Source organism: Paenibacillus sp. J31R98, from assembly GCF_056269245.1.
This window is the reverse complement of record NZ_JBWDNO010000002.1, coordinates 1,030,658-1,049,329: the sequence shown is the minus strand read 5'-3', so window position 1 is coordinate 1,049,329 and position 18,672 is coordinate 1,030,658. Positions and strand designations below refer to the sequence as shown.

The following is an 18,672-nucleotide window of genomic DNA, read 5'->3' as shown; positions in this document are numbered from 1 at the left end:
CAGCGAACCTAACGATATTAGGAGGATTGTGATATGAACATTTCCTTGAAAAGCAGCGGCTTTCTTCGCAAAATGGTTCTTCTCGCAATGACAGCCACACTTGGCATTCCGTTTATCGCTCCGATTGACCGCGCGGCAGCCGCAGGAGCAACCTATTATGTCGGCGGCTCCGGGGCGTCTGACAGCAATCCGGGCTCGTCCTCGCAGCCGTTTGCAACTATTCAGAAGGCATCAACTGTTGCTACGGCGGGCGATACGGTCAAGATCCGTACGGGCACGTACCGCGAAACGATTACGCCAACGAACTCCGGCAGCTCCGGCAATCCCATTATTTACGAGTCGGATAACGGCGCAACCGTAACGGTGAGCGGTGCGGACACCGCCGACGGCGGCTGGACGGTGCATAGCGGTAATATCTACAAGAAAACGATCTCCATGACTAACGGCTACAACGCCAATATGACCAACAATACGACGCTGCTTGCGAACCAGGTGTTCGTGAACGGTCAAATGATGATTGAGGCTCGTTGGCCGAATGTGGCGGATTCAACCAATTTATTCAGCCGCAGCGACTTCCGCGACGGAACACTCGGTACCTGGTCGACATCCGGCTCGCAGACGGTGGGCGACTCCGGCATTCCGAGCATCAGCGGCGGCTGGGTCGGCGCGACGATGTGGGTGAACGGCTGGTTCATCTCTCAGACGCGTTCGGTTACCGCGCAGACAGGCACGCAGCTTACGTTGTCGGGCGGCATTATCGGCGCCGATGACCGACTGCGCAAGTATTACTATTTGACCGGCAAGCTTGGCGCGCTCGACACGGCAAAAGAGTTCTTCTATGACGGCACGACGCTGTACCTTTGGGCACCGGGCGGAGGCAGCCCGACGAACGTCGAAGTGAAGAAACGGAATTATGCCTTTGATCTCAGCGGCAAATCCTACATTACGATTCGGAATATGAATATCTTCGCAGCATCCATTACCTCGAATTCGAGCAGCACGAACATTACGCTCGACGGCTTGAACGCCAAGTACATCAACCACGGCGTAACAATCACGGATTCGGACCTCACCTATACGCATACAGGCCAAGTCGTGACAGGCGTGGGTACGGGCATTCGTCTGGAAGGCGCGAACAGCATCATCCAGAACAGCGAAGTGTCGTTCAGCTCAAGCGTCGGCGTCGCGCTCGGCGGTAGCGCTACAGCGAACAACAACCTGATTCACGATATCGACTATGAAGGCACATATGCAAGCGCGGTCATGCCGATCGACGGCACAGATGGCCAGACGATCACGAACAATACGATCTATCGCACCGGGCGCTCTAGCATTGATCTCATGAACAGCAAGAATATCAATATCGGCTATAACGATATGTACAACTTTGGCATGCTGAACATGGATATGGGCGCGATCTACTCTTCCAGAGGCTTCGTGACGGACGGCTTACGCATCCATCACAACTGGATCCATGATTCATCCGCGTTGTCGACGGGCGAAGGCATCCAAGTCGGCATCTATTTCGACCAAGGCTCCGGCTTGTCGCAATCCGATCACAATGTGCTCTGGAATAACGTCGTCGCCGACTATTATGTGGAGCATACTTCGTCTGTGGATATCCAGAAGATATTCAACAACACCTTTGCGACATCGGGCTATGCCTCTTATGTCACCTACCAGAACACTGCGCTGGATAATATGAAAAATAATATTTTCCGCGATGACGTCATCAACTACAATCCATCCACGACGTCGCTCTTCCAAACGACGAACCCGCTGTTTGTCGGCAGCGGCACGGGTGGCTTGCAATACCGGATTTCATCAACGTCGCCGGCTAAGGATGCGGGCGCTGTTATCACAGGCGTGACCGACGGTTATGTTGGGACCGCACCGGATATTGGCGCATATGAGTATGGCGGCACGGATTGGGTTCCGGGTTATGTAGCGCCGGTTGCCGTCGCGGCAACGCCGACCTTCAGCCCGTCAGCAGGCACTTATACTTCCGCGCAGTCGGTAACGTTATCGACAAGTACATCCGGGGCAGATATCCGATACACCACCGACGGCAGCACGCCGACGGTATCGTCGACGCTCTACACCGGGGCAATTAACGTATCATCGTCCGTGACGCTGAAGGCAATCGCTCTTAAATCAGGAATGACGAACTCCGCTGTAGCGACTGCAGCCTATACGATTAACTTGTCGGGTACGACAACGGTTAACGATACGGTCACAGGCACTGGGCAAAATCAGTTCGAATACGTCGGTTCATGGGGTTCCGGTGCGAGTACGGGAGCCTATCAGAATGACGAGCATTATTCGGCGAACACGAATGACTACTATCAATTTGATTTCACAGGCACGAAAGTAGAGGTATACGCTCAGAAATATTCGTCATCGGGTATCGCTGCCGTTTCCATCGACGGTGGAGCCGAGACGATGATTGACCTCTACAATCCGACGCTGAATCTCAATACGCTGATTTACACGAGTCCGACGTTAACGAGCGGGACGCATACAGTGAAGCTGCGCGTAACGGGAACGAAGAATGCCAGCTCATCAAGCTATTGGCTCGTTGCGGATCGGATCGTCGTAACGGCTGGAACGGCTGCAGTTGCAACGCCAACGTTCAGTCCGGCGGCAGGTACGTACAACGCCACGCAATCAGTGACGATCTCGACTACGACTTCCGGCGCGGACATCCGTTATACGACGAACGGCAGCACGCCGACCGCATCATCGACGCTGTATACCGGTCCGGTTTCGGTATCCTCGTCATTGACGTTGAAGGCGATCGCCATCAAATCCGGGATGACCGATTCTGCAGTTGCCAGCTCCGCGTATACCATTACGACGACGGTTAACGATTCCGTAACCGGGACCGGACAGAACCAGTTCGAGTTTGTAGGTGGCTGGGGTTCCGGCGCGAGCACAGGGGCTTATCTGGACGATGAGCACTACTCCGGCACGACGAATGATTACTATCAGGTCGACTTCACGGGAACGAAGATCGAAGTGTACGGCCAGAAATATACGTCGTCCGGCATTGCGGCAATCTCCATCGATGGCGGTGCCGAAACGATGATCGATCTGTACAACGCAAGCATGTTGAAGAATACGCTCATCTACACAAGCCCTACATTGTCGAGCGGAAGCCATACCATCAAGATCCGCGTAACCGGAACGAAGAATGCCAGCTCATCCTACACTTGGGTCGTAGCTGACCGAGTGCTTATTACAACATAGGAAGCCGCGCGAGATGCAGCCAGCCGATCCAATCGGTTGGCTGCATTTTTTCTTCACATAGTGGCATAAATCTTCCGAATATTCACTATTACCGAAGGTAGCGCTTCCAATAGAATGAAGAAAAGCAAGTGAATGGGGTATTGTGTTTGTTTAGAACGCGTGCGAGGGAGAGGAATTCATGATGACGTACCAGGTGAACAGAGGCGTAGTAGAATGCGGCAAGGGCGTTCCGGAAGTGCCAAGATGGTTTTCTGACAGCAGGCTGAATTTTGAAATCAACGAGAGTGCGATTACCCAGGTTAATTACCATAATCCGCTTGCGGTGCGGGGCTGCAATACCGTATTTCTGCAGCGGCTGTGGGACGGATTTCGCCACTTCGCCGAGCAGGACGGCATAACGTTGAAACTGGACTATACAAACTCGCAGCTGTGGCCGTTCGGCATAGACTCGGCGTGTATCGTGAACGGAGTGACGCTTCGGCACAGGTTACTTGCTGTTGATGAATCAATCGTGCTTCAGCTGATTACGCCTGCCGAGCTGCCAGCATCGTTCCATTATAAGCTGGAGTTCTACAAGGATTTCGGCTTGATTCCGGCGGATGCACAGGATTTCCGCTTCAGCGCCGGCGGTATGGACCGCAAGTGGGCAGAATGGGGCTTTGATGAGAAGCGTAGCCAGCTTCGAGGCTCCTTCATGGAGACGCGAGACCTGGAACCATCTGCGTCTGCGCACCAAGAGGGCGACATTAACATCAACAACCCGGACGTAAGCAAGAAGGAGAGCGAAGAGCCTGTTCCGCTCCATATCGGGATTGCTGCGAATTTTGCAATGACCTATGTTAGAAGACCGCTTAACGCCAAGTTTATCTTGAGCAGCAGCGAGAGGCTGGAGCCGAACCGGACGTACAGCTTCATCATATCTTTCCATCCGGATGAGGCGGTTCTGGATGCGAAGCTGGAAACCTTGTCGGACAGCATAGATGATGCCGTCGCCAAACAGTTTGCGAGATACGAGCGCATCCGGAAGACCGTGCCGGTCTTGCGCAGCCCGTATCCGGCGCTTAATGATTTCATGAGCCTTATTCCGATGTATCATGAATCCTGCAAAGTAACGGATGTTCCGGGCGCCATTAAAGCGAAGAACAAACAGTACTGGGTGTGGGGCTGGGATGGTATAACGAGCAATTACGCTTCCCTGTATTGGGGGGATCAGGCGTTCATCGGTGACATGCTGCGTTTCTACGAGGAAACCGCGGACGCGGAATTCGGGATCGCGCACAGCTATCGGCACGACATGTCGCTTAATAGCGTCAGCGCGCTGCCTGCGCAGAGCATGTATATTTCGCTGCTTCAGCAGTATCTTGCTTCGACGGGGAACAAGCAGGAAGTGCTGGAGAGGTACCCTTTTGCGAAGAGAATCTTTAACTTGATCCTGACGCGCGAGGTGCAAGGTACAGGCTTCTGCGAAGGGGCTTCGCTATTCCCGGATTTCCCGGCCTTCATGCACGAGACCGGAACGAGCGACATTAGCAGCTTGAACAATACGATCTTCTACTGTGCTGCGCGCTCGATGGAATACTTGGCGGAGCTCGTGGGCGATCTGGAGATGAAGGAGAGAGCGGGAAAGGTCTTCGCCAGCATCGAGAGAAACTTCTTGCCCTTGTTCTTCGATCAGGAGAAGCAGTTCGTTGTCAGCTCCATTGACTCCAAGACGCTGCAGAAGCGGAATTCGTACAACTCTAACTCGATCAAATGGGAAAGCCATTATCTCAGTGATCTGATGGAGCCGGTTCAAGCGGAAGCGCTGCAATTCTTCGAGAACAACATCGTCTGTCGTGCCGGCTTGCGGGAGATTCCGGTCTGGTCGGATGCGTTCGATCAGGATGCGAACCAACTTCATTGCTGGTGGCCGGTCACGGGCGAGTATTATATGCAGCTAATCAACGGCGGCAATCGTGCCGACCTTATTGAGCAGTGGATCGGATGGATTAGCTATTGGACCGGGAAGCTTACCTGTCCGGAGGGGATTTCCTGCTACATCGATACGGCTGAACCGGACTTGGACCGCTGGAATACGGAGCAGGGAAGCTGGCATGCCTATTCGATGCGCGGCTGGTATCAGGCTGCAATCCACGGCGTAGTCGGCGTCTCGATGGAAGCGGGCGGCTTGACGTTCCATCCTTATGCCGGGGAAGAGATGAGCCTGGAGGGGTTGCATGCCCTGAATCGCCTATTCAATATCGAGATGAAGGGCTCCGGTCCTTATGTTCACGCGATAGAAGTAAACGGAAGACGGCTGGAAGCGACGAATAAGCTGCCGGTTGACGTGGCAGGCGACAATCCATCCGTTGCCGTAACCGTTTGGCGGACGATGGAGAATCCGTATCCGGTCGTCATCGAGAAAGGCTTCGGCATTGAGCTGTCGTCGTACCGCTATTCGGATGGAGTCATTCGGGCTACGGTGCAAGGCTCGGGCACGAGCAGGCTGAAGCTGATCGCGAAGCATCATCCCGTCGTAACCATCGGCGGGCGAAGCGTTGACGTTCAGTATGATGCTGCCAATGGGAGGGCGACGGTGGAGTTGGTCTTGAGCGCGGGATGCGGAGAGGAGATTGCGATTCAATGAAACCGGGTTTGACCATTAGTCCCAATAAGAGAAGCTTCGTAAACGGAGAAGGTGAACCGGTCTTCTGGCTCGGGGATACGGCTTGGGCGTGTTCAGGTCGCGCTACCTGGTCGGAATGGGCGGAGTATGTGGATACGAGAGCTGCACAGGGCTTCAATGCGATTCAATTGAACGCATTGCCACAGCACGATGCATTTCAGCCGATTTTTCTGGAGGGACGGCTACCCTTCGAGCTCAAAGATACGAGAAGTGCGGACGGACGTATATTCGAATGGAATTATGATGTCATTCATGAAGATTATTTTGACCATCTCAAGCAGATGATTGCTTACGCCAACGGCAAGGGCATGATTGTCGCCCTGATTGTGCTTTGGTTCGAGCATGTGCCGAATTCCCGCCTTGATGTCATCCCCGTCCATCCGGGAATGACCGCGCAGCAAGCGGTCCGATACGGCACGTATTTGGTGGAGAAGCTGGAAGAGTCGAACGTCGTTTGGGTCATAAGCGGCGATGACGAATTCAGGGGCGAAGGCGTCAAGGCGTTCTATCACGAGGTCGCCATGGCCATGAAAGCAGCAGATCGGTACGGCCGACTGATGACGACGCATCCGGTTCACAAGTCCGGCGATACCTACCATGAGGCGAATTGGCTCGATTTCAATATGGTTCAGAGCGGCCACAGCATCAATCAGGAGAGAAGCTTGGCGATAATTCGTGAAGAGTGGGATAAGAAGCCGCCTAAGCCGGTGCTTAACGCGGAGCCTTGTTACGAGCATCATCCCGAGAGCGGCAGAGAACGGCGGTTTGATCGGTACGGTGTGAGACGCGCTTGCTGGCGGAGCGTGCTGGACGGCTCGCTGACAGGCGTAACGTACGGTGCTTATTGGATTTGGAACTGGGCACGAGCAGGAGAAGCGCCTCTTCATGCAGAGCCGTCGCGCTTCTCCTGGCGGAATGCGCTTGAACTGCCGGGAGCTTACGACGCGGTGCGCATGAAGCAGCTGCTGATGGAGCTTCCTTGGTATAACCTTGAGCCGGCACCGGAGCAGCTGCTCAGCAGCAGCTTATCCTGCATGGTGTCCGTCGCCCAAACGCCGGATGGCAGTCTTATGCTCGTCTACTTACCGGAGAAGGGCGAGATTGAATTGAATGTCAGTGCTCGAAGTGAAGCAGTTATGACCGCGTTTTGGTGGAATCCAGCAGATGGGTCACGGCTTGAAGCAGGTACGATCAGCGGGGAACGATTCGCGGCAGAGTCCCCATTCGGACAGGATGCGCTGCTCATTATTCAATAAGGAAGGAGCAAGAAACATGTTCTCAGCACCGATTATGCTGTTGCTCGACACAAGCATCACTATCGATCACGCTCGCCTTCGTGAAGCGGTGTCCGATATTCACGCGAAAGGCTTCGATACGGTATGCATCGAGTTTCGCAATAATATATACGATGAATACGATCCGCAGGGGAAAGAAGCGATGAAGATCGTCTCGGAGGAAGCACGGAGGCTCGGCATAAAGTTTCTGATGATCATGCCGATGCTCGGGCCCAATATTGTGAAGGATTATCCGGAAGCACGCCAAGCTTGGGCGGTTGAGCATGCGGCCACCGTGGCGAATAACCGGTACTCGATCGCGGTCAAACAAGTGCATAATGTTGGATTTGTAAGTACCTCGCCGAGAGTCCGCGGAATCGCGAAAGCCTTCCATATCGTGAGGGATGGCGCTCGCATAGCGCAAGCCATCGACATCACGGACCGCATCACATTTGCTATCGACATGAACATTGAAACAACGCTGTCAGGCACCTGCGAGGTGGAAGGCGAAATTCTCGTTTATGTGCAGTATGAAACCGATTATATGGATTTTGCGTTCGATGGCATGCATCGCTCAGTCGACTCTTTCTTGGAGCAATATGAGGGCTTGCCTCTGGACGGATACGCGATAGACGAATTCGGTGCGGGCAGCAGGTCGAGCGAGGACGTTTATTTCGTCGGCGGACATTTCTTGCAGATGTTTCGGGATAAATATGGCTATGACTTTGCCGATAATCTTTACTTGATGAAGAATGAAACTACAGCGGCTAGCGCGGGCAAAGCGAGATACGACTACTACCAGCTTACGATCGATCTTACTTATAACCTGCAAAAGTATGTGAAAGACCGATATATCGAGAGGAATGGAACCGGGTCAGAATTGTTCGGCGGCTTTCACAGCACATGGTGGGGAGAAGGCAACTCGGGTGATTTATGGGCGGGTAACATTGACTACTTCAGGCTAACGGACAATTTAAGCGGCGGCTTCGTGGACGCGCAGTTCGATGCGGAGCGCACGATGGTGTCATTAACGATGCTCGCCGAATCGCTTGCCAAATATTCCGAAAGCGGAAATGCCTACAACATGTGCTGGGATCGAAACACGACAAAGGAGAAGTTGGACTATTACCAGCGGCTGTTGGCCGTACGCAACGTCAGGTGGGTCGGTCACGCCTATGGGTATGTGGGACCTTTCGGGCCGGGCTATCCCGATCATGTGACATGGGAAGATACGAGGCAATGCCTAACGCGGCAGAAAACCATCCAGCAGTTCATAGGCAGGGCTGTAAACAAGCCGAAGCTCGCAATGATGTATGTGTGGGAGTCTGTCGCGTTCTTCAACAACGAGTATATGCACTATCATCGATTAAGCATGAAAGCCCTTCTCGATAAAATGATGCAGCAGCACCTGGAGATCGACGTCATTCCGACTAACGAGTCGGAGTTGGACCGTTACGAAGCATTGATTGTGCTGTGGCCGACCATGCTGCCGGAGTCCGCATGGCAATCCATCACTGCCTATGCGGCGACCGGAAAAAGACTGATCTTCATCGGACCTCCGGCGCAGTGTACGACAGATGGACGCGATATACGAGCGGAATTCGAACTGTTGACCGGCGCAAGTGCTGGGGATGCTTGCTCGGGTGCCGTCTATAACGGCGAGTACGAATACGTCGAGTGGGATTTGTGGTTCGCGAAATCCAAAATCGAAATGAACGCGTATCCGCTTCACGTGCTGGACGGTGAAGTACGGCTTGTGCATGAAGGCGATACGCTTGGTGTCAGCAAAGGTAATGTCGACTATTACGCTTTTGAAATGCCGCTTACTGCCCATTCAGACCAGCTGCTCGCTAGTTTGGAGGCTGCCCACGAGCTGGATTTGCCTGACAATGTGATCAGCAAAGTATTCAATGATAGAGATACTTCCGTCTTGACGCTTACAGGCAGATGGGATGCGCAGATCAATTGCAGCTTCACCTTCAGAGGCAATGCGATCACGGTTACGAATGGCGTATTGCTCGGTCTTCGGCTGCAAGATGGCTGCGTCGTCGATGCGATTAGCGAAGCCGGGTGCTTGATTGAAGTAAACGGAAGAAGTGTGGAGTACGGGGTAATCGGTAGCGGCGAATAACAGCGAGGACGAAGCTTCTGAAAAGAAACGTTTAGCATGACCACTCGGTCAACCTTCAGAGGCGGCTTATGCCTATTAATCCCACATCAAGCAAAAATCGAGCAGCCGGCGAAATCCGATTGTACGTGACCTATGGAGCAATAAGCGTAAACTTTAAGAGCAGGTTGCTAAACAGCGAATCTGCTCTTTTTTATCTTTAGTCTATAGGAGGACCTGTTCGGCGGCTTCAATGCGTTTATTGACATCTACGCTACTGAGTGATACTTTATAGTGGTAATAAGTAGTACTGCATACCTGTCATACAGAATAGCATGGGGTGATTATATTGGAAAATTTAACGGAAATGCTCAAAGGCGTGCTTGAAGGCAGTGTCCTTGAAATTATAAGCCGCAAAGAAACCTACGGATACGAAATTACCCGGCGTCTGAATGACCTCGGCTTCACGGATGTTGTGGAGGGAACGGTGTATACGATTCTAATCCGGCTTGAACGAAATAAACTGGTGGAGATTACCAAGAAGCCATCCGATATCGGACCGCCGCGAAAATTTTTCTCAATAAATGACGCAGGGCGCGAAGAGCTGCAGAGGTTCTGGGAGAAATGGGAGTTCGTATCATCAAAGATGAGCGAGTTAAAGGAGAGGAAACGATGAACTTGTGGGACAAAATGACTGGAAATGACATGAGGAAAGATTTTAAGAAATTTGAATCACGAATCAAGAAGCTGCCGGCTGATTATCAAGCCGCATGGGGACAAATTTACGCTCATCTTTGGCCGCACTCGAATTTCAGCGGTCGCAACCTCATGCCCATTCTTGACGATGTGCTTGGCCTGCTCGAAGAAACGGCGGCGGATGGTCAGAGTGTCAAAGAAGCTCTGGGAGATGATATCCAAGGCTTCTGTTCTGCGCTGGCCGGCGAAAAAGGAGCTAAGTCCTATCGAGATAAGTGGCGGGAGCAGCTCAACCATAATATCGCCAAAAAACTAGGCAAATAGGAGGCTAACCATGAGCATACGAGATATCATCGAAGGCAAAAAAGAATGGCGAGCGCACGTGGCGCGCGTCAAAGCGCTCCCGAAGGATTATCAGATCGTTTATAAAGAGGTTCAGAAATACCTTTTTAAGGTAAGCATTGTTGAGCAAGCCTCCGGGATAGATTTGCTCTCGGGAATTGTTGATCTATTCCAAGAAGGCGCAGCCTCAGGGAAAGAAGTGCTTGAAGTTACAGGCAGTGACGTAGCGGCATTCTGCGATGATCTGATGAAAGCGTAGTCTCCGCGCTCTGATTTTCAGCGCCGAGAGAGGAAATACCCGCTCTCGAAGAGCGAAAATAGCGAAAACAGGTGCTGAGAGAGGAAAAAGCCTTTCTCAGCAGGAGAAAACCGCTCCGCGCTCTGATTTTTTGTGCCGAGAGAGGAAATACCCGCTCTCGGAGAGCGAAAATAGCGAAAACAGGTGCTGAGAGAGGGAAATGCCTCTCTCAGCGGAGGAGCGAGCGCGAGCAGTAGGTTAAAAAAAGATGCGGTGAGATCGAGTATGATCACTTAGCACCAGCGGGCGATCCGCTTCGCAAACCTCGGAATAAAGAAACTGAGAGAACACATACGTGCTCTCAGCGCCGAAGATGAACAAACTAACCGATAATCTGTGTCTGAGAGAACAGATTCAACACTCTCAGACTGTCGAGACTTTCTCGACAGCCAAAAGGCTGCCTAATGGCAGCCTTTGTTGTGGCGCAATGAACGTTCCACAATCTCCTTACGAGTCGCGATATTCCTGTGGGGTAATACCAATCGATTTCTTAAAAAATCGGTAGAAGTAGGCTTCCGAGATGAAGCCGATATCTTTGGCAATATCGTTCACCTTGCGATCACTTTCTTTGAGCAGTTGTTTAGCTCTCATTAGCCGGACTTCAGAGATATATTCAGCTAATCCGACTGTGGTAATCTGCTTATATAAACGTGATAGATAATACGGATTATGGCCGAAAGCTTCACCGATCTTGGTTAGCGAGAGATTATTGGTCAGATGCTCATCGATGTAAGATTGGATCTGCGAAACGATGTTTTGTTCCTGATTATTCTTCTGGTTTGATTTACTTTCAAATATCGCTTTAGCAAGTTGACCATAGAATGCCGAGCAAGCTTTCCAGGCGTGAACGTCCAATTGGATCAGCTTCCTAAGATCGATCGTCTGACTAATCTCCTTCTGCAGCCCCCAGCTGTTAATAGCCGACATTAGCATACCTGAAAGGGATAACGCGATTTCGAGTCGGATTGCCTCTTGAACAGGGAGTATTTCATCCGCTTCATTCAATAGCTCCGTCAAATGCAGAATAAAGTCTTCGCCTTCACCATTCTCCAGCAGTTTCTGTAGTTTGCGAATGTGGTTGTTTACCGTCAACATGATCTGTTTCTGTACGGGTTCATCAGGCGTTATGTCCGAGTTAGGGTTATCCAGGAAGATGGTTTCTTTTTGTATGCCTAATCCAAATTGGAAGGCCGATTTCAAAGATTCGAACTGCTCCGATAGGCTCTCCCAGTTTACGAACGAACCAGCTGCGGCAAAAGACAGCGTCACTTTCAATAGTTCTTTACAGGTCAGTTGGATATCACCAAGTGTCTGATGAACGAATCGCAGTGCATGCGCTCGGCAGTCCACTTCGTTCAAATTGGCATCCTCCTTGACTTGCAGCAACCAAATCAATCGTGAGGGCTCGTACGCGAATGAATGGACATGCAGGAACGGCGACAGGAACTCTTCTGCAATATTTTGTATCGCAAATTTAATCAATGCTCGCTCAGAAGGAGCTGTAATTCCCCTCCATTCATCAATCCGGCCAACAACGAGGAGGAGAGGGGCATAGGAACTCAGTTTAATGTCCAATTGTTCGAAGTTGCTCTGTAGGTTCGTTAACGCGAGTGGTTCTCCGAGCAGCAGCTCTTCCATCGCTTCTTTTTGCATGACTTGCAACGATTGCTGCAACTGATTCTTCGCATTTGTTAAGAGCCGATCGTGTTGAACAGTTTCTCTAAGTTCTTCCGCTACGCGATACACGGCTTGAGTGATAACATCGTAACCTTCTGTTTTGAGAATATAATTGCTGGCACCGCCACGAACGGCTTGCTGCACATAGGAGAAATCGTCATGACCGGAAAGAAAGATGAACTTACACCTTGGCCAACGACGTGTCGTTACCTCCTGTAACTCTAATCCACTCATGCCCGGCATTTGTATATCTGACAGCACGATATCGATTTTGGTTTTCTCCAGAAGCTGAATGGCTTCTTTCCCAGAATAAGCTCCATAGACATCTACATTCAAACTTTCCTGAAGATCAGTGAAGTGGGCAACCAGTCCATCAACGATAAGAGTCTCGTTATCGACGATTAGTAAAGTGTACATGCAAGTCCTCCATTTGCTTAATTGCTTTTGTCAGGGAGAGTTTCTATCATTCCAGTTTCCTCGATGAAAGGAAGAGTAATCGTTACTTGCATCCCACCGAACTTCCCGCGGCTAAGCCCGAGCCCGTACGAGTTCCCGTATTTTAGCTGCAACCTCCGATGAACGTTAATAACGCCTGTCGTTTCCTTTGACTTCGCATCCGATAACAATCGTTCGGTTAACTTCTGAATCATTGAATCGTCTATTTTGTCGCCATTATCTTCGATACGGATAGCCAAGAAACCATCGCCTTGCGTGGCTTCAATGCTCAATCTGCCAGGTCCTTCAATATGTTCGATCCCATGTACAAACGCATTTTCGACAATGGGCTGCAGGATTAAACGGGGCACTTTCATATGCAATACAGCAGAAGGGAAGTCGCCCCAATTGATTTCCATAGTGGGAAACCGGACAGATTGTATGTTCACATAAGCTTGAACATGAAGAATTTCATTCTCAAGCGTAATTTCGTCCTCACCGTTGCGTGTAATCGAACGGAAATAATTCCCTATGTGTTTGATCAATTGTTCTGCATGGCTCAAATTTTCTTGTCTAATCATCGTCTGCAGAATGAACATGCTGTTGTACAAGAAGTGTGGGTTGATTTGCGATTGTAGCTGTTTCAGTTCAGCATGCTGAGAGCGCTTGGTCTGTTCGAGCACTTCATCTATTAAAGTTTGAATGCGGTCAGCCATTGTATTGAATTGGTTGTATATGTCTTGGAATTCATCTTGATAGGGATGTTCCAAACGAATGGAGAGATTTCCTTTTCCTACTTGTCGCAACCCTTTGATGAGACCTTTCATCGGTTTCTGAATCAAGAGGTACATCCAATAAGAAAAGATAATCACGACGATGATGCAGAACAAGATGAGCGTCCAATACCAGGTTCGGTACTGCTTCAGCACACCCATCGCCTGCTGCTCAGGTACAAAATGAACGAGCGTAAGCCCAAGATTAGCGGAATGCTCATAATACATTAAGTATTGTTCCTTGTTCAGTGAGACTTGTCTCTGGTCGACGTTCTTTCCAACCATCGAAGTTTTCGAGATTAATTGCAGTTGATTGGCGATCAGCGGGTTCAACTTTTTGTCACTGACTGTCCAACCTTCGCGATCATTAATTAATATGGTGCTGGAGGACGCTTGCTGGGACATTTGGGCGAGTGCTTCTCTTAGCAATGGAAGAGAGAGTTCGACTTCAATCGCGAATGACATCGTCGGTCCGGTAGCTGGATACACCATCCCAAGGAACAAACGATTGTGCCAGTAGACAAATGGCGAGCCAGAGCGCTTCATATTACTGGAAATCGCCTCTAGTTCATCGGCAGGTATCGGCTCTCCGAAGCTACCAGATAGCAAGCTGTGTCCCAATTTGGGAAAGTATATTTTAACGGTTTCTATATAGGGGCTTGAGCTTTTTAGAATCGATAGTTTATTTTCAATTCTGAGTATGGTCTGTGCACGTTCGTAATCATCCAATGATTCTGGAATGACAGCGAATTTTCTGAAATCGTCATCTCTGCTCGTGAACTCTCTTTCGACACGAATGATTCGGTTCATCTCGGTTTCGAGAGAAGAGAGATAGAAATGCACATTGGCAGCATTAGACTGAACAAGCTCGTTGTGGACGATATTTTCGCCTGACTGATTCATTTTCAGACTGAGGACTGCAATTGGAATAATGACAATCATAAAGGAAAGGAGAAGTTTAGAAAACATATTCAGACGATAGATAAGCCTCTTCAGCGATGTCAGCAAGTTAAGCGCTCCTTCTAAGATGAGTCACATGTAGTGTCAGTAATAGCGCCAGTCATGCATGCAAATAAAGGGAAAAAGACAGAAGTCATGGAAAATCCATCCTTCTGCCCTTGATCGGACTCATCGCATGCATTGGTGCATCCGAAACTATTATAGTTGTTTGATAGACAATTGACACATGTGAAAATCTGCTAGCCAAGTTATTCCTTTACACTGCCCAAGACCAGTCCCGTGACAAAGTATTTCTGTAAGAAGGGATAAACCAGCAGGATGGGGAGCGCCGTCATAAAGATCTGCGCAGCGCGTCCGGTACGGTTGGATACCATCTGCGCAGCAGAAGGATCCGTGAGATTAAGCTGCCTTAGCGTATTCAGATCAATCTCATTCGCCTGCAGGTAGGTGGCGAGCGGATAGTGATCCGGATTTTTCATTAACATGAGCCCATCGAACCAGGAGTTCCAGTGCCCAACCATCGTAAACAAGGTGACCGTCGCTAATGAGGGCAAGGAAATCGGAATGTAAATACGGAAGAGCGTTGTCAGATGGCCGGCTCCATCCATTAAAGAGGACTCCTCTAACTCTTTGGGCAAGCCCCGGAAGAAATTCAACATCAGAATGATGTTAAATACATTCACAGCGCCAGGGAGAAGCAGCGCCCAGATGGTATCTAGCAGATGCGTTTGTTTGACTGCCAAGTACCATGGAATCAATCCGCCGCTAAACAAGATCGTAAAGACAAACACCCAAGCGTAGGTAGTTCGAAGCGGGAACCGACTGCTCTCCTTCGATAATGGATAGGCCGTAATGACACACAGGATCATATTGATGACCGTGCCTAGAATAAGGCGCTCGGTGGATATGCCCAAAGCGTTGAAAAACTTGCCTTCCTTCATGACCACTTCATAGGCTTTGATATTGAAGTCAACCGGCCAGAATTTAACTTCGCCTGCTGCTGCCGCACCTGCAGAGCTGAAAGAGACTGCGAGCACGTTCAGAATGGGTAGCACGCACAATAGGGAAAGTGCGATTAAAAAGACGAAATTGCACACCATAAAAATTTGTCGGGATAACGATTGTTTTATCATTGTTCGGCTAGTTCCTCTCTAGAAGATCCGATAATTGGCCAGCCGATAGGCTAATCCGTACGAGACGCAAATAAGAACAAAAGAAATGGCGGATTTAAACAATCCAATAGCTGTCGAGACGCTATATTGAGCACTGACAACCCCGATTCGATAAAGCAAGGTATCCAAGATATCGCCTGTCGAATAAGTAACAGGGCTGTATAGGTTGAATACTTGATCGAAGCCTGCGTTCAGCACATTCCCGAGGCTGATGGTCGCGAGCAAGATGATAACGGGCACGATGCCGGGAAGCGTAATATACCAGGTTTGTTTCAGGCGGGAAGCACCGTCCACGGTAGCAGCTTCATATAACGACGGATTAATACTTGTAAGTGCGGCCGAATATACAATGGTATTGAATCCGAATTCCTTCCAGATGTCGCTAGTGATGAGAGTGAAACGAAACCAGTGGTTATCCCCTAGAAAGAAGATTGGTTTAAATCCCATCCAAGTAATCAATTCGTTCACGATCCCGCCAGAGGGCGAGAGGATATCCTTTAAAATTCCTGCGAGAATGACCCAAGAGAGAAAGTGGGGTAAATACACGAGGATTTGTACGCCGCGTTTAATGAAGACCTGACGTACTTCGTTCAATAATAGAGCTATGACGATTGGAACGATTAAGTTTCCAACGATTTTTAGAATCGCGATAACGACTGTATTCCGCAGAGCGATAGGGAAGTCTGGCGTATCAAAGATATAACGAAAATTATCGAAACCGACCCATGGGGAATGGAGAAATCCTTTAAATGCCGAAAACTTCTCAAAAGCAATGATAACGCCGAACATGGGATAATAGCTGTAGACCAAAACTAACAGTAGTGCAGGAAGCAGCATGAGATGAAGCATGTAATCTCGTTTAAAACTGTTTAAGACTCGCATCAGATTTCGACTCCTAATCTTGGATCTGTATAAGAAGGGGAGCCAGCAAGCGCTGGCCCCAAAAGTCCCGTTCGTATTAATGGTGAGCCGAAATCCAATCATTCACTTCTTGAGTGATTTGATCCCCGCCAAGTTTCTTCCAATCGGCTACGAAGTTATCGAATTCGGTAACAGGCGCAGCACCCATGATAATCTTGGTGAACACTTCTTGCTCCATCTTGTCCAGAGCTTGTTTCTTCTCTACCATCGTTGGTGTCGGAGCACCATAGAATACGGAGAATTGTTGGTTGCTCAGATTATCTCGCTTAATGACATCGAAAGCGTCATATTGGCGCGCTGTCGCATAACCTTTCGCGATATCGCCGTCATTGAATGCTTTAATCGAGGCATAGATACCGTTTTGTTCCGAGTTTAATTTGGAAGTATCGGAAGAAGAGAGCGCGCCGCGAACTGCATCAAGGTTATCTGGAATGTCTTTTGTTGTTGGCCAGGACTGCACGAGCGGGTATTTGAAATACGATACGGATTGACTTGCATTCGTGCCGTACTTCTCAAAGTCGGAAGTCTCGCCCCACAGTTTCTCTTGGAAATCGTTTAGCAATTTGACGATGGCTTCTGGATGTTCGAAATCTTTGTTGACGACGAAATAATTATTGACCGATGGATCTACGACCTGCACGACAGGCTGCTGTCCATCAACAGATGCGATTGAGAACGGCTTGACTTGAAGCAGATCTTTATTCTTCGTAATGTCAATTGGATACATGGAGTTCCAGTTCGCGCCGAACCACATACCGACTTTGTTCGTAAGCACGTCTTCACCGAATTTGTCAGAATCCTTGACTGCCCACTCCTTGTCAATCAGACCGCTCTTGTACATCTCTTGCAGCTTGCCGAGAGCTTGCTTGACTTCAGGCTGCACACTTCCAAATACAGCTTGGCCCGATTGGTCCTTGATCCACCGGTCCGGATAAGCTTTGAATCCAGCAAACCAGCCGCCAAGATCAGCTACTCCGCCATTGGTCAGCCCAGGACCTTGCGTGATGCCAAGCCCGACCGTATCTTTTTTACCGTCCTTATCCGGGTCTTGGTTCGTGAATGCATCGGCAATTTTCACGAGATCATCGATTGTTTTCGGCTCGGATAGACCAACGTTCTTCAGCCAATCTGTCCGGATCCAGAGGACGTCGTTGCTGGTGATCGTGCCCCCGATTTGCGGAATTGCGAGAAGCTTGCCGTCAAAGGTTGCAGAGTTAATGCCTTTGCCGCCGTCTCCGTTCATGAGCTTCTTGGTCAGCGGACTAGCATATTTGTTGAACGCATCGGTCAGATCCGCAAGTTGACCTCCGTCTGCAAGAAGTTGAAGCTGTGAAGCGTTTACTTGATAGATGTCGGCCAGCTTCTCGCCAGAGGCGATGGACACATTGAGTTTATTGACATAATCGTCGTTCTTGACGGTCGTCCAATCATAAACCATATTGATTCCGAGCGAATTCGTGAATTCATCGGTCCATATGTTTTTACTAATGGAATCGCCACTGTCGAATGTTACGTTAGATTCAACCGGTCTTACGGCATGCACCGTAATGGCTGGATCATATTTACCGGTTGCCGAACTTGCTGCATTCGTTGCGTTATTAGTAGCGGCTGCAGTCGTATTGTTTGTTTTAGCAGATTCTTCATCGCCGTTACTTGTCGCTCCGCATGCTGCAAGTATTAGGGATAGTGATGACAAGACCGACAAACCAACTACGAGTGATTTTTGCTTCTTCATTTTTGTTCCCCCAGAGTAGTGAAATAACTTGCTTGTCGAATATACCATTACGACGGAAATCCGTTCTACTGCTCAATTTCGACGTCGACTATCTTTTTTCGACATATTTGAATCACCGGTATGATGACTATTGACACGTAAATATTAGGCTTGTAGACTGTTGCATTAAATCGGTTTCATTGAGGGAGGACAACACGAACACGACGATTACAGAGATCCTTTTTGAAATGAGAAACCAGAAATTCCGGATAAAGGAAGGTGTCACAACGTGGCGGAGATGACTTTAGAAAGTGGTATTATACAACGCGTGCAAGCAATTAGCACGAGAATAAACGAGGGGTCGTGGCGACTTGAAGCTCGTGATAAAA

Annotated in this window: 12 protein-coding genes; 7 read left to right on the top strand and 5 right to left on the bottom strand. The window is 49.6% G+C overall.

Annotation, left to right across the window (positions count from 1 at the left end; genetic code table 11):
• Positions 1-33 precede the first annotated feature (33 nt).
• From AC0YNX_RS13445 to AC0YNX_RS13415, 7 genes are all read left to right on the top strand, one after another.
• Entirely contained in the window at positions 34-3,249 is a 3,216-nt protein-coding gene (locus AC0YNX_RS13445; RefSeq protein ID WP_475816160.1) for a chitobiase/beta-hexosaminidase C-terminal domain-containing protein, read from the top strand.
• 178 nt (positions 3,250-3,427) lie between these two features.
• Positions 3,428-5,875 carry a glucosidase family protein gene (locus tag AC0YNX_RS13440; RefSeq protein ID WP_475816159.1) on the top strand — a complete coding sequence of 816 codons (2,448 nt, stop codon included), beginning with the start codon at positions 3,428-3,430 and terminating at the stop codon, positions 5,873-5,875.
• Complete coding sequence (locus AC0YNX_RS13435; RefSeq protein WP_475816158.1) at positions 5,872-7,170, top strand: glycoside hydrolase family 140 protein; 1,299 nt, start codon at positions 5,872-5,874, stop codon at positions 7,168-7,170. The genes AC0YNX_RS13440 and AC0YNX_RS13435 overlap by 4 nt, the downstream gene beginning before the upstream one ends.
• Before the next feature lie 16 nt (positions 7,171-7,186).
• The gene (locus AC0YNX_RS13430) at positions 7,187-9,319 is read left to right on the top strand and encodes a hypothetical protein (RefSeq protein ID WP_475816157.1); all 2,133 of its coding nucleotides are present in this window, start codon (positions 7,187-7,189) and stop codon (positions 9,317-9,319) included.
• Between the two features lie 343 nt (positions 9,320-9,662).
• Positions 9,663-9,971: a PadR family transcriptional regulator gene (locus AC0YNX_RS13425; protein WP_475816251.1), complete on the top strand. Its 309-nt coding sequence runs from the start codon at positions 9,663-9,665 to the stop codon at positions 9,969-9,971.
• Complete coding sequence (locus tag AC0YNX_RS13420) at positions 9,968-10,315, top strand: DUF1048 domain-containing protein (protein ID WP_475816156.1); 348 nt, start codon at positions 9,968-9,970, stop codon at positions 10,313-10,315. The genes AC0YNX_RS13425 and AC0YNX_RS13420 overlap by 4 nt, the downstream gene beginning before the upstream one ends.
• 10 nt (positions 10,316-10,325) lie before the next feature.
• The gene (locus AC0YNX_RS13415) at positions 10,326-10,592 is read left to right on the top strand and encodes a DUF1048 domain-containing protein (RefSeq protein ID WP_475816155.1); all 267 of its coding nucleotides are present in this window, start codon (positions 10,326-10,328) and stop codon (positions 10,590-10,592) included.
• Between the two features lie 486 nt (positions 10,593-11,078).
• Here the strand turns inward: AC0YNX_RS13415 and AC0YNX_RS13410 are convergent, their stop codons facing one another.
• From AC0YNX_RS13410 to AC0YNX_RS13390, 5 genes are all read right to left on the bottom strand, one after another.
• Positions 11,079-12,725, bottom strand: a complete 1,647-nt coding sequence (locus AC0YNX_RS13410; protein ID WP_475816154.1) for a response regulator transcription factor — start codon at positions 12,723-12,725, stop codon at positions 11,079-11,081.
• Between the two features lie 17 nt (positions 12,726-12,742).
• Positions 12,743-14,524 carry a sensor histidine kinase gene (locus AC0YNX_RS13405; RefSeq protein WP_475816153.1) on the bottom strand — a complete coding sequence of 594 codons (1,782 nt, stop codon included), beginning with the start codon at positions 14,522-14,524 and terminating at the stop codon, positions 12,743-12,745.
• 200 nt (positions 14,525-14,724) lie between these two features.
• Complete coding sequence (locus AC0YNX_RS13400) at positions 14,725-15,609, bottom strand: carbohydrate ABC transporter permease (protein WP_475816152.1); 885 nt, start codon at positions 15,607-15,609, stop codon at positions 14,725-14,727.
• Positions 15,610-15,627: 18 nt separating this feature from the next.
• The gene (locus AC0YNX_RS13395; RefSeq protein ID WP_475816151.1) at positions 15,628-16,530 is read right to left on the bottom strand and encodes an ABC transporter permease; all 903 of its coding nucleotides are present in this window, start codon (positions 16,528-16,530) and stop codon (positions 15,628-15,630) included.
• Between the two features lie 76 nt (positions 16,531-16,606).
• On the bottom strand, positions 16,607-18,304 hold the full coding sequence (locus AC0YNX_RS13390) for an extracellular solute-binding protein (protein WP_475816150.1): 1,698 nt from the start codon (positions 18,302-18,304) through the stop codon (positions 16,607-16,609).
• Positions 18,305-18,672: the final 368 nt, after the last annotated feature.